Source organism: Gilliamella sp. LMG 34360 (assembly GCF_984568995.1).
Genome location: NZ_OZ474900.1, coordinates 1,202,212 through 1,214,888 on the forward strand (window position 1 = coordinate 1,202,212; position 12,677 = coordinate 1,214,888).

Sequence of the window (12,677 nt, forward strand, 5' to 3'; positions counted from 1 at the left end):
ATAACTATGCAACAAATACAATCTTCATGGTTTGTACAAGGCATGATTAAAGCGACCTATGACATGTGGTTAAAAGGTTGGGATGAACGTAATGGCGGTAATGTAAGTCTGCGATTATTGGAAAGCGATATCATATCTTTCAAAAACGATTTTTATCAAAACCCACGTCATGTAACGCTTACTCAAGATGTAAGCAAATTGGCCAATCAATACTTTATTGTTACAGGTTCGGGTAAATTCTTTCGTAATGTGATTTTAGATCCCGCTGATACTTTAACGGTTGTAAAAATTGACGAACAAGGCAAAGGCTATTACATCATGTGGGGGTTGATTAATGGTGGATTGCCAACTTCAGAATTGGCAGCACATTTGCAATCACATATTGTCCGAATTGAGAAAAGTCAGGGTAAAGATCGTGTCATTATGCACTGCCATGCGACCAATTTAATTGCGTTAACCTATGTGCTTGAACTTGATACTGCGGTCATTACCCGCTTGTTATGGGAAATGAGTACCGAATGCTTGGTAGTCTTTCCTGACGGTGTTGGAGTGGTGCCTTGGATGGTACCGGGCAAAGATGAAATTGGTTATGCAACCGCGCAAGAAATGGCAAAACACACTTTAGTACTTTGGGCTTTTCATGGCGTTTTTGGCACAGGGCAAACCTTAGATGAAGCCTTTGGCTTAATTGATACGGCTGAAAAATCAGCGGAAGTATTAGTTAAAGTATTATCAATGGGCGGCAAGAGACAAACCATTACGACTGAGCAATTTAGGCTACTTGCTCAACGGTTTGATGTCACTCCTTTAGAGGATGCTTTAAAACAATAAATAAGCTTAGTAAAAATAGCCTAATTAATATTGTTTAGATATAAGGATACAAATATGGGTAGTTCGATTTTTCTAGGCATTTTTTGGCACTTTGTGGGTGCCACTTCTGCTGCTTGTTTTTATGCACCATTAAAAAAAGTGAAAAACTGGTCATGGGAAACGATGTGGTCAATAGCAGGTCTGTTTTCTTGGATTATTTTACCATGGTCTATTAGCTACTTTTTATTACCCGATTTTTGGGCTTATTATGGTTCATTTGGTTCACAAATATTGATACCCGTTTTTCTATTTGGCGCAATGTGGGGAGTGGGTAATGTCGGCTATGGCCTTACCATGCGTTATTTGGGTATGTCGATGGGAATCGGTATCGCAATTGGTATTACCTTAATTGTTGGTACCTTGATGACGCCGATTTTACAAGGAAAATTTGGGGAACTGGTTGCTTCGACTGGCGGTAAAATGACATTACTAGGCGTTGCTGTCGCAGTTTTCGGGGTTGGTATTGTTACTTATGCTGGACTTTTAAAAGAGAAAACCCTTGGAGTACAAGTCGTCGATTTTAACCTTAAGAAAGGGTTATTGCTGGCTATTATGTGTGGTATTTTTTCAGCCGGTATGTCATTTGCCATGAGTGCAGCTGTACCTATGCACACAAAAGCGGCTGAATTAGGTGTTGATAACCTTTATGTTGCACTACCAAGTTATGTTGTCATTATGGGTGGCGGAGCGATTGTTAATCTTGGTTTCTGTATTACACGCCTCTGTATTAAAAAAGATCTGTCATTCAAACAAGATATTTCTGTTGCAAAATCGTTACTCATCAGTAATGTACTTTTTGCCATATTGGGTGGTGCAATGTGGTATTTCCAATTCTTCTTTTATGCATGGGGACATGCCAATATCCCAACCGAATATGGTTTTATGAGTTGGATGTTACATATGAGTTTTTATGTATTATGTGGTGGCATCGTCGGATTAGTATTAAAAGAGTGGCTTGGTACTGGTACAAAACCAGTAAGAGTTCTTTGCATTGGTTGTTTGGTGATTATTGTTGCTGCCAATATTGTTGGTTTAGGCATGGCAAATTAATTTGAAGGAAAAAATTATGTCTTATCGTATGATTCTAAATGAAACGTCATATTTTGGCGCAGGTTCAATTGTTCACATTGTGGATGAAGTAAAAAAACGAGGTTTTAAAAAAGCTTTGGTTGTAACGGACAAAGATCTTATTAAATTCAATGTTGCGACCAAAATTACAAAATTATTGGATGACAATGGTTTGAGTTATCAAATTTTTGATGATGTCATACCTAATCCTACGATTGGTGTAGTACAAAAAGGCGTTGAAATATTCAAACAATCAGGTGCAGATTATTTAATTGCGATTGGTGGCGGTTCACCACAAGATACTGCTAAAGCAATTGGCATCATTATTAATAATCCTGAATATTCCGATGTCCGCAGTTTAGAAGGCGTTGCACCAACTAAAAAACCGGCGGTTCCAACCATCGCCATACCAACTACAGCCGGAACTGCTGCTGAAGTAACGATCAATTACGTTATCACAGATGAAGAGAAAAAACGCAAATTTGTTTGTGTTGATCCGCATGACATTCCGGCAGTTGCCATTATTGATTCCGATATGATGGCGAGCATGCCTGCAAGTTTAAAAGCAGCAACGGGGGTTGATGCGTTAACTCATGCTATCGAAGGGTATATTACTAAAGGTGCATGGGAACTCTCTGACATGTTCCATCTAAAAGCGATTGAAATCATTTCACGTTCACTGCGTGATTCGGTTAAAGGCGTCGAAAAAGGGGGGGAAGAGATGGCACTTGGGCAATATATTGCTGGCATGGGCTTTTCAAACGTTGGTTTAGGCCTTGTCCATGGTATGGCTCATCCTCTAGGCGCATTTTATAGTACACCACATGGTGTGGCAAATGCAGTTTTGCTCCCTCATATCATGGCTTACAATGCTGAATTTACTGCTGATAAATTCCGTGATATTGCTAAGGCAATGGGGGTTGTTGGCACTGAAAGTATGAGCATTGAGAAAGCCAGACAAGCCGCTATTGATGCCGTAAAACAACTTAATCAAGATGTGGGTATTCCAGCTAATTTGAAAGCAATTGGAGTGAAACGTGAAGACATCCCTGCACTTGCAAAAGCTGCTTTTGATGATGTATGCACGGGCGGTAATCCTCGTGATACAAATGTTAGTGAAATTGAACAACTTTATCATGCTATATATGAATAAAACATTCATCCGTTAATAACGTCGAGATAGGTTAGATGATATTTATTTAATCTATCTTGTTATTTATAAATAAGATTAAAAGGAGTGATCATGTTAAGAAAAGCGACAATCATGCAAGTACATCCAGATAAACATGCGGAATATAAAAAAAGACACGATGAAATATTTCCGGAGTTGGTCACAGAACTCAAAGCTCACGGTGCGCACAACTATTCGATCTTTTTGGATACTAAACGCAGTTTACTTTTCGCATATGTAGAAATTGAATCCCAAGAGCGTTGGGATGCAGTTGCTAAAACTCAAGCTTGTCAAAAATGGTGGGCATTTATGCAAGATATTATGCCAAGTAATGCCGATAATAGCCCAATAAGTGAAGAGTTATTACCCGTATTTTACCTCAATTAATGTGTTGCTCTCTTTTACTGATTTAAAAGAGAGTTGACTTTAACAATCTATTTTAATTCAATAAATTTATATTTTTATTAATCTTATCTTTGAATTTTGCTCGATATTGAGATGGCGTTTGTTGCGTCTCTTTTTTAAAAACTACAGAAAAATAGTTACTATCATCATAACCACATTCTGATGAAATCATACTGATCGAGTATTGAGTATTTCGCAGTAATGACATCGCATTACATAAACGACGTTTTTGCAGATACTCATTAATGGTCATGCCAGTTTGGCTTTTAAATAAACGACTAATCGAACGTTTAGCAATATGATTTTGTTTGCAAAACATCTCTAAATTAAATGAACTGCCAATACTGTTATGCAGTGTTGTAAAGAGCAGATCCAACTGATGAGTTGCTGTAGGGGATTGTTCATTAGGAACTTGCTTGATTCTATCTAACAAAATCAATAACTGTAAAAATAACGCTTCGGACAAATGCACTGAAGCTAAATTATTTTTTTTTGATTCTAAGGTTAATTGATCAATTAACGGCGAGAGCTGCTTAATAAATGAAGGATTAATACGCCAAACGCGTTCCGTATGTTTAGCATTATGTTTAGGAAGATATTTTTCAATTATTGTTGATAAAAAAAGCGTTTCTCGCAAATATAATATATTAAACAATTTAAGATTATTTACTGATTCATAACCATGAAGATCTTTAGGATTAATATATAAAATATCGCCACTGGTAATAGGATAAATATAATCATTCCAATGATGCAAACCATTACCCGAACAGACAATGACAATTTCATGGAAATCATGATTATGCAAAGGAAAAGGCTGTTGATCATCTCTTTTTTCGACAGTAACAGTATTTATTTCTGAAATAAAATAGTCCTGTGTATATAAACGTAAATGTTTATTCATAACCTGTTCCTGACGTCCGTGTATAGCCATTAATGATAACGTTTTTCTGGATCATTACGTAATATTTGTGGACCAACTTTAAACTCTTGTTTAAAACATGTTGAAAAGTAGGCGCTATCATTAAATCCACATTCCTGAGCAATTTCGGTAATTGATTTACTAGTATATATTAATTGGCTATAGGCCTCTGCTAAACGTAATTTTATTAAATATTTTTGAGGAGTAATACCTAATTGGTTTTTCATGTGGCGATGAAAAGAGCGCAGTGACAATGAAAATTGTTGAGTGATCTTATCCCAATCAATGGTTTCTTTAAAATGAATTTGTAGCCAGTGTAATAGCTGTTTAACTCGAGTATCTGTCGAGCCTGATCCATGATTCACATACTGATTTTGTTTAAACAACAAAAGTAGCTGTAAAAAAAGGCTTTCCTGAATAGGATTTGACTGTTCATTAACTTGATTGAGTTGATTCAAAATGGTTTGCACATGTTGGTTACATTTTTTGTCCACAAAATAGTGCGATTGGCTAGAATTTTGAGTAGGTATTAATTCGCCAATGCCATTGATGAAATTGAATTTATCGGGCTGTCTATATAAGATATTTGTTAAATGTAGATTATTAACGTTTTCGTATAAATGGCAATCACTTGCATGAATATAAAACATCATGCCTGGATAAAGGTCAAAAAGCTGACCATTTAAAATATGTTTACCCGAACCCTTTGTAACAATAACAATTTCATTAAAATTATGAGTATGTTCAGGATATACGGGTTGTGGTGCTCGAGGTTCAAGGGTGATGTTTTGCTCACTAGAAACAAAAAAATCCTTATCAAGCAGCTTCTGAATCATAGATGACCTCATCGTTTTACTAATCATTATATCTATATTCTAAAAGTAAAATCTTATCTGACCTTTAATATCTGGACATGGAAAATCTTTTTTTGGCTGTAATTTATAGGAAGTTTGGACTTTTTATCAAATTTGTGCGAAGACTCACACTTTTGACAACCTATTAGACTTACAAGCTGAGCTATTAATTATTCGCTTAATCTAATGAATTTTGCTTACCGATTTTCCTTTCTTCACTTGGTGTAATACCAAATGTTTTTTTATATAGCGTTGTAAAATGAGTACTATTGATAAAACCGCAAAGTAAAGATATTTCAGTAATGGTCATATCACTTTCACGAATTTTTGAGCGTGCGGATAATAATCTTAGACGTTTGATGTAGTTTTCTGGTGTTAAACCTGTTGCTTGTTTAATATGCCTGAACATTGTTCTAAGCGTTAAATGAAAATGTTGAGCAATAGTATGCCAATCATATTCATCAAAGCAGTTTTCTTGTAAATGATTAAGCAGAAGGTGAAGCTTATAACGTGTGTTATTTTTTTGTGCTTGCCGTTTTGATTGATCAATAATGGTAATTAATTTAAAAAATAAAAATTCACGATACTCTAATGAGTTTTGCAAATCGAACATTTGATCGATAACAGCATTACACTCTTTTCTGAGGCTAGGTGCTAACCAAACATAAGAATTTAAATCACTTGCGGAAATTCGATTCAATAACATTTCTATCTTATTTAAAAACATAAATTTTCGACGAGGATTAATCAAGATATTTGTCAGTTTTAAAGTGCCTAGATCATCATAGAAATGATAATCATGGCAACGTACTAAAAACACATCACCTTGCTGAATAAATAAAGGTTTACCATTAATAACGTGTAGTCCATGGCCTTGCTCTACAATGACCAGCTCATCAAACTCATGGTTATGCTCAAAACTATTACTTTCTGGATCACTTTTATACAGTGCTAATTTATCTAATTCAGAATTAAAATAAGTAATGATTTTTAAATGGTTCATAATGCTTACCTAACTTCTTTTAATTAATTCTAATTATGCTGAGTGAAAATGCTGAGTTAAAAAAGGTGTAGCTGTAATGATTGTTAAAATTATTTTCACTTTCACTCCTCATACAATAATGTAATTAACTTTCCGTTTAAAAATAATAATTCTAAAAATGTGAACTGACTCTTAATGATCTTTTTACTACTGCCATTTATACCGCTAATCTGGCAGTGTCAAAGTAGCTGCCTTAAGCACCGCATAGCTATACTCCTAAAAATAGATATTTTAAAGGAGAAGACTATGTCACAAGCGATGCAAAAAAATGATGATCTTGTTATGATTCGAGACATAACGTTTATTTCTAAAGCCGAAAATTTATTACCCACAATTCATCAAACAATCATCAAAGCGCAAAATATCATCACATTAGTCAATGATCCTAAAGCGGTTCATGGATGGTCGGCTAAGGTCATTAGCCCTGCGACAGTTTATTTCAATCAAAGCTTTCAAGTTGGCGAAAGTTTTATTATTGATTTTGGACAACATGGTGTTGGGTATTTATCTTTTTTGTGTGATGCGGTAGGCAGTCCTCCCGATGCACCTGCACATATCAAGTTCACCTTTGCGGAAACTTTAGGTGAACTTGCAGAGCCATTTAGTCAATATCAAGGATGGTTAAGTAAAAGTTGGTTACAAGAACACGATGAATACATTGATGTGCTACCTGCACAAATAACCTTATCCAGACGTTACTGTTTTCGCTATTTGAAAATAGAGATTGTTTCACTATCGCCTAAATACAATTTGACGTTTAAAGATCTCGAGTTTAAAACGGTAAGTTCAGCACCTAAATACTGTATTGAGTGTCAAACACAAGATCCTCAACTGGCTAAAATAGATCAAGTATCAGTGCACACATTGCGAAACTGTATGCAAGAGGTGTTTGAAGATGGCCCTAAACGAGATAGACGATTGTGGTTAGGAGACTTACGACTTCAAGCTTTAGTCAACAATGTTACATTTAAACAACATGACCTTGTTCGCCGTTGCTTATATTTGTTTGCAAGCCATAGGCGAGAAGATGGAATGGTTTCGGCCAATATTTTTGTCAAACCACAAATTATTGCTGATGATACATTCTTATTTGATTATTCGCTGTTTTACATTGATGTCTTATATGACTATTTCATGGCAACAAGTGATCATAATACAGTCAAAGAGTTATGGCCTATAGCCTTACAACAGATCGACATCGCGCTAAAACGTTGTGATGAATATGGGCTAGTAGTTGATAGTGATGACTGGTGGTCATTTATTGATTGGCATGAAAAACTCAATAAACAAGGTGCTTCACAAGGTGTTTTAATCTATTGTTTAGACAAAGCGATAAAGCTATCCCAAACCTTTCAACCAGAAATATCCTCAAATTTACAACAAAAATTGGATTTTGTTAAACACGCTGCCGACCAACTATGGGATGACAAATCAGGATTTTACATAAGTGGAGCGCAACGTCAAGTTAGCTATGCAACGCAAATTTGGATGATTCTTGCTGATGTAGGAGATCGTAACCATCAGCAAAAATTGATGAATAAGTTGCTATTAACTCCTCCTGATATTGGTATGAATACACCTTACTTACGTCATCACTATATTTTAGCTTTATTAAAAGTTGGTATGAAAAAACAGGCGATAGACGAAATTAAAGCCTATTGGGGAAAAATGGTTGAATATGGCGCTGACACTTTTTGGGAACTTTTTGATCCCAACGATCTCAATTATTCACCTTACGGAAACAAAATAATTAACAGTTACTGCCATGCATGGAGCTGTACACCTGCTTGGTTTATTCGTCAACACTCTCTTTAACCAATCAATATTATTAAAGGATCTTAAAATGATGCATTCAATATTTAAACTTTGGCAACAACGAATTGGTTATGGGATTGCTGATTTATCCTGTAACTTAGTATGGCAATTAATTTCGTTGTATCTTATGTATTTTTATACCGATGTAATGGAACTTCCTGCTTACTATGTTGGTATTATGTTTTTAGTTACGCGATTGGTTGATGGTGTCGCTGATGTATTAATGGGACTTATCATTGATAATACATCAACCCGTTGGGGACGGTGTCGTCCATGGTTATTAATCGGCGCAATTCCTTTTGGTATACTATGTGTGTTGGTATTTTATGTGCCCGATTTTGGTACCACAGGTAAACTTATCTATGCATTTGTGACCTACTTGTGTCTGTCATTTATCTACACCATTGTTAATATCCCTTTTAGTGCAATGTTACCGTTTTTAACGGCCGATTCTTTAGAACGTACAACCTTATCCTCAGTAAGAATTTTATTAGGATCGTTAGGATCAACCATTGTTGCCGTGGCAACATTACCTTTAGTTGCAACGCTAGGTAATGGTAATCAAAATCATGGTTTTTTATATACTGCAATCATTTTTGGTGGCATTGCAACTTTCTTTTTAATCGTCAGTTTTAAAAATGTTGAAGAAAAAATCTCAATAACCCAAGATAAAATGACGCTAACACGAGCATGGCAAGGTCTAAGAAATAATACCCCTTGGAAAGTATTTGCTTTCAATATCTTTCTCATGTGGGGAGCATTCTTTTTACAAACGGGCACGTTAGTTTATTTTTTCAATTATTATGTCCAAAGCACTGAATTAACCGCCATTATTGCAGGTGTATCAACTTTTGTACCATTACTTGGAACGCTCACCGTTCCTTTCTTAGCTAATCGTCTTAAAAAACGCCATATTTACCTATTTGCTAGCACCATTAATTTAGTCGGAATGGGGATTATGATGCTATCTGGCATTAATCATCTTGGCTTAATAATTGGTGCGGTGATTTTATCGATTGGAGCAGGTCAACGTTTAGCGATCTATTTTTCAATGCAAGCCGATCCTGTTGATTATGGCGTCTGGAAAACAGGCATTAATACTGCCGGTATCTTAACCTCTATAAACGGTTTTTTAGGTAAGGTTGCGATGGCAGGTGCGGGTGCAATTACAGGCTTTTTGCTCTCTTCTGGTGGTTATATCGCTAATGCAGAACAAGTAACAAGTGCACTTTTTGCCATCAAGCTTTGCTATCTCTATCTACCTGCAATTTTAATCATAGCTTCTATGGTCTGGATTGGTAAATTTTACAAACTTGATGACATTTATGCGTCCATCTGCGCAGAACTTGATGCCAAACGATTAAATGAAAGTGAATAAGGAGATAAGTAAGCGTACTAAAGGGTATTTTGATAATTTAAAAGGAGAGCTCTATATAGTTAAAAATTGTCGTTGTAGACTGATGTTTATATTTGCTCCCAACACGTGCATCATTTGAATGGTAGACAGAACAAGGTGTTCTTAGGTTAACGGGTGAGAGTGAATTCAATATTGATACTACAAGTAAAAAACATCAACCATCCATTAAAACGACAGTAAAAACGATTTAGATGTCAAAGATGGCGATCGGTGGAGAGTGAATAGTCAAATCTCAATTAGTTTAGACGGTAAATGTAAGTTAGCCAATCACTCTTATGCCGCTTTGTCAATACAACCACTGGTCGAACTCAGTGGTTAAGTAAATTTAGATAATGCTAGCTTTTATTTGGTTAAAAAGATGATTGGCAAACTTAATTTAGAACAGCACAAAAAAGATTAAATTATCTATTATAAATACAGGAATCAAAATACCAATTGACCATTTCATATAACCAAAAAAGCTAGGCATAATGATTTTGCTTTGGGTTGCAATACTTTTAACCATAAAGTTAGGGGCATTACCGATATAGCTAAGTGCTCCCATAAACACAGACCCCATTGAAATTGCAAGTAAAGTTTTTTCAAGCGTAGTCATTAAGAGTGTAGCATCGCCAGAGGCTAAATTAAAAAAGACTAAATAAGTGGGCGCATTATCTAAAAATCCTGACAACAAACCTGAAAGCCAAAAATACATACTATTAATTGGGGTGTTTTGCGAATCACTTACCAAAGCAACAACGGGCGCCAAAGCACCGTCATGACCCTCTCTTAAAATAGCCAGAACAGGAACGATAGTGATAAAAATTCCTAAAAATAGCTTGGCAACCTCAATAATTGGATCCCAATTAAATTCATTTCCTGCTCTTACTTGCCTCGGGGTTATAAGCATCGATGTAATAGTAATTATCACAAAAATGATGTCGCGCACTAAATTTGGCAATGCAATATGAACCTCTAAAAACTCAAAACTAATCGGTGATTGCCAAATACCCGACATAAGTACACTAGCAATAATTGCTACCAATAAAAATATATTCTTAATCCCATAGATCTTAATTGATTTGCTATGTGAAAAGGTGGATGCCATTACGGGCAATTTACCATATTGCAGACTAAAATATTTGTGATCAATCACATAAAAAATAGCCAATAACAAGCTTGATGTCAGCAAAACAGGCAACAGCATATGATGAACTGTCCAACCAAAATCGACACCTTTTAAAAAACCAATAAACAAAGGAGGATCACCCAGTGGTGTAAGACCGCCTCCAATATTGGCAACTAAAAAGATGAAAAAGATAACAATGTGCACGGCATGTTGACGATCACGATTAGCTCTAATTAAAGGCCGAATCATTAGCATAGCTGCACCTGTTGTGCCCATTACTGATGCAAGCAGAGTTCCTATTGCCAGCAAACCAACATTTAATTTTGGGGTACTTACTACATCACTTTTAATTAAAATCCCCCCCGAAACTGTAAACAGTGCCAGCAGTAATAAAATAAAAGGGATAAATTCAGCAATAATGGCATGTGTTGTTAGATTTAACGTTGTTTGCCAGCCAAACGTTACTAATGCAGACAATAAAAACATCAGCGTCCAGCCTAATGTGACTTTACCATAATGATGATGCCAAAGCCGTGGTAAAAACAGCGGCATTAACGCAATTGAAAGCAAAATCCCGACAAAGGGGACTCCCCAATAAATTGACAGATCATGACCACTAAAATCCGCTGCATAGATATCAAACGGCATTAAGATTAATAAAATAGATGATAGTAATGATAAATTAAAATGGGTTTTCATATGCTATTACAGGCGCTAAAGCAAAGAATTATAGCCGAAATATTCAACGTTTACCAATCAAGCTATTAATAAAACGCTAGGTAACAAGTGATTAAACATTGAAATAAAAAGTTAGAAAGATTTGTATGCTAAATTGGATCTTAGGGTAATAATCCCTTAGTGAATGTTTTATCGACAAAATAATGAAAAATACTCTCTCAGCATTTGTAAAAAATATTCAGGAGTCTATACCGTTTCAATTTTTTATATGAATTTAATATTTAAAAACGGATCAAACTAATACAAGGCTTCTCCTTTTTACCAATACCCTTTGAGCTTATCTCTTATAAACTGTGTTTTTAATAACGAAATGGCATAGACTCCTGAATATTTTTTACAAAATTAATTATAACCTATTAACTTAATTGATTTTTTAAATTAATTTCAATTCAATAATTTAAACACATTAAAATCCTATTCACTACCCTATGACTGTTTAAAAAATTATTCTTATTAATGTGTAGCTAATTATTTTTTCAAAGTTTTCAGAAAATAGGTATGTTTGAGTAAAAATGATTTTGTATATATAACTTTTAATAAAAATTCTTTACAAAATACTCAATAAAAAATCTAAAAAAGCAAAATTTTGTTAATTCTTCTTTGATAATTGTTAGGCAAAAAATTTTAATTATTTTTTATTCATTAATTAATTATATCAGTAAGTTATACGTTTAATTTCAATTTAGATAATTTTAAAAAAAGATTGCAAAATACCCTAAATAGGGTACTTTATACCCTGCATTAGATTGTTTTTAGATCTGTATAACTTTTATACTCAACTACCTATTAGCAACATTTATATTAATTATAAATTGGTTAGGTAAGAATAATGCCAAATAATTATTAATAACAATAAAATAGTTAAGTAAAACATATTTGTATTTGCTATAAACATGAAATATATCGAGGATAACATGCATAAAGGATTAACAAAACTGATGAATCAGTTGAGTGATGGTTTAAATCATGAGTCAGTTAATGGTGTAAATCAAATAGCCCTTCATAAAGATGAAACTCGTTATCATTTTATAGTGTCACCAAAATCAAATCACAATAATAAAGAAGGTGCACGATTATCAAAAAAGCATACCTCATTTAGCTCTACAAATTTTTCAGGATAATCTATAAAGGAATAATAAAATGTCCATGAAAAAAACAACGAAATTCATTTTTCCGATTGGTGATAAAGAATTAAACCAAGATACCTATTATAGGGCATTATCCGAAGCTAATCATGGTTTTTATCCATTTGGATAAAATGGTTTAT

At 34.6% G+C, this 12,677-nt stretch carries 11 protein-coding genes; 7 read left to right on the forward strand and 4 right to left on the reverse strand.

The window, feature by feature from the left end:
- Window positions 1-6 precede the first annotated feature (6 nt).
- The 4 genes from rhaD (at window position 7) to rhaM (ending at window position 3,496) form a co-directional block, all read left to right on the forward strand.
- Window positions 7-831, forward strand: a complete 825-nt coding sequence (gene rhaD, locus AC5LW9_RS05470) for a rhamnulose-1-phosphate aldolase (protein WP_493456455.1) — start codon at window positions 7-9, stop codon at window positions 829-831.
- Window positions 832-885: 54 nt separating this feature from the next.
- Complete coding sequence (gene rhaT, locus AC5LW9_RS05475; protein ID WP_198236157.1) at window positions 886-1,920, forward strand: L-rhamnose/proton symporter RhaT; 1,035 nt, start codon at window positions 886-888, stop codon at window positions 1,918-1,920.
- Window positions 1,921-1,936: 16 nt separating this feature from the next.
- Window positions 1,937-3,091 carry a lactaldehyde reductase gene (fucO, locus tag AC5LW9_RS05480; RefSeq protein ID WP_493456456.1) on the forward strand — a complete coding sequence of 385 codons (1,155 nt, stop codon included), beginning with the start codon at window positions 1,937-1,939 and terminating at the stop codon, window positions 3,089-3,091.
- Window positions 3,092-3,181: 90 nt separating this feature from the next.
- A complete protein-coding gene (gene rhaM / locus AC5LW9_RS05485) occupies window positions 3,182-3,496 on the forward strand; it encodes an L-rhamnose mutarotase (RefSeq protein ID WP_086351446.1) in 315 nt (104 codons plus the stop codon).
- A 52-nt stretch (window positions 3,497-3,548) separates the two neighbouring features.
- On the opposite strand, the gene AC5LW9_RS05490 is transcribed toward rhaM, so the two are convergent.
- The 3 genes from AC5LW9_RS05490 to AC5LW9_RS05500 all read right to left on the reverse strand — a co-directional run bounded on the left by AC5LW9_RS05490 (window position 3,549) and on the right by AC5LW9_RS05500 (window position 6,293).
- The gene (locus AC5LW9_RS05490) at window positions 3,549-4,418 is read right to left on the reverse strand and encodes a helix-turn-helix domain-containing protein (RefSeq protein WP_493456457.1); all 870 of its coding nucleotides are present in this window, start codon (window positions 4,416-4,418) and stop codon (window positions 3,549-3,551) included.
- A 29-nt stretch (window positions 4,419-4,447) separates the two neighbouring features.
- Window positions 4,448-5,272 carry an HTH-type transcriptional activator RhaS gene (rhaS, locus tag AC5LW9_RS05495; protein WP_334321966.1) on the reverse strand — a complete coding sequence of 275 codons (825 nt, stop codon included), beginning with the start codon at window positions 5,270-5,272 and terminating at the stop codon, window positions 4,448-4,450.
- Window positions 5,273-5,468: 196 nt separating this feature from the next.
- Window positions 5,469-6,293: a helix-turn-helix domain-containing protein gene (locus tag AC5LW9_RS05500; protein ID WP_493456458.1), complete on the reverse strand. Its 825-nt coding sequence runs from the start codon at window positions 6,291-6,293 to the stop codon at window positions 5,469-5,471.
- A gap of 285 nt (window positions 6,294-6,578) precedes the next feature.
- Between AC5LW9_RS05500 and AC5LW9_RS05505 the strand changes: the two genes are divergently transcribed.
- A complete protein-coding gene (locus AC5LW9_RS05505; RefSeq protein WP_493456459.1) occupies window positions 6,579-8,147 on the forward strand; it encodes an alpha-L-rhamnosidase-related protein in 1,569 nt (522 codons plus the stop codon).
- 28 nt (window positions 8,148-8,175) lie between these two features.
- Window positions 8,176-9,525, forward strand: coding sequence for an MFS transporter (locus AC5LW9_RS05510; RefSeq protein WP_493456460.1), 1,350 nt, complete (start codon window positions 8,176-8,178; stop codon window positions 9,523-9,525).
- A 415-nt stretch (window positions 9,526-9,940) separates the two neighbouring features.
- On the opposite strand, the gene AC5LW9_RS05515 is transcribed toward AC5LW9_RS05510, so the two are convergent.
- Window positions 9,941-11,371 carry a sodium:proton antiporter gene (locus AC5LW9_RS05515; protein WP_493456461.1) on the reverse strand — a complete coding sequence of 477 codons (1,431 nt, stop codon included), beginning with the start codon at window positions 11,369-11,371 and terminating at the stop codon, window positions 9,941-9,943.
- A 932-nt stretch (window positions 11,372-12,303) separates the two neighbouring features.
- On the opposite strand from AC5LW9_RS05515, the gene AC5LW9_RS05520 reads away from it, so the two are divergent.
- Window positions 12,304-12,531 (forward strand): hypothetical protein, encoded by a 228-nt coding sequence (locus AC5LW9_RS05520; RefSeq protein ID WP_493456462.1) that lies wholly within the window; start codon window positions 12,304-12,306, stop codon window positions 12,529-12,531.
- The last annotated feature ends 146 nt before the right edge of the window (window positions 12,532-12,677 follow it).

Bases quoted from the DNA above. Each gene is read 5' to 3' on its own strand.
- AC5LW9_RS05500 (WP_493456458.1), bottom strand. From the start codon at position 6,293: ATGAACCATTTAAAAATCATTACTTATTTTAATTCTGAATTAGATAAA.
- AC5LW9_RS05505 (WP_493456459.1), top strand. From the start codon at position 6,579: ATGTCACAAGCGATGCAAAAAAATGATGATCTTGTTATGATTCGAGAC.
- AC5LW9_RS05515 (WP_493456461.1), bottom strand. From the start codon at position 11,371: ATGAAAACCCATTTTAATTTATCATTACTATCATCTATTTTATTAATC.
- AC5LW9_RS05510 (WP_493456460.1), top strand. From the start codon at position 8,176: ATGATGCATTCAATATTTAAACTTTGGCAACAACGAATTGGTTATGGG.
- rhaM (WP_086351446.1), top strand. From the start codon at position 3,182: ATGTTAAGAAAAGCGACAATCATGCAAGTACATCCAGATAAACATGCG.
- AC5LW9_RS05490 (WP_493456457.1), bottom strand. From the start codon at position 4,418: ATGAATAAACATTTACGTTTATATACACAGGACTATTTTATTTCAGAA.
- rhaD (WP_493456455.1), top strand. From the start codon at position 7: ATGCAACAAATACAATCTTCATGGTTTGTACAAGGCATGATTAAAGCG.
- rhaT (WP_198236157.1), top strand. From the start codon at position 886: ATGGGTAGTTCGATTTTTCTAGGCATTTTTTGGCACTTTGTGGGTGCC.
- fucO (WP_493456456.1), top strand. From the start codon at position 1,937: ATGTCTTATCGTATGATTCTAAATGAAACGTCATATTTTGGCGCAGGT.
- rhaS (WP_334321966.1), bottom strand. From the start codon at position 5,272: ATGATTCAGAAGCTGCTTGATAAGGATTTTTTTGTTTCTAGTGAGCAA.
- AC5LW9_RS05520 (WP_493456462.1), top strand. From the start codon at position 12,304: ATGAAATATATCGAGGATAACATGCATAAAGGATTAACAAAACTGATG.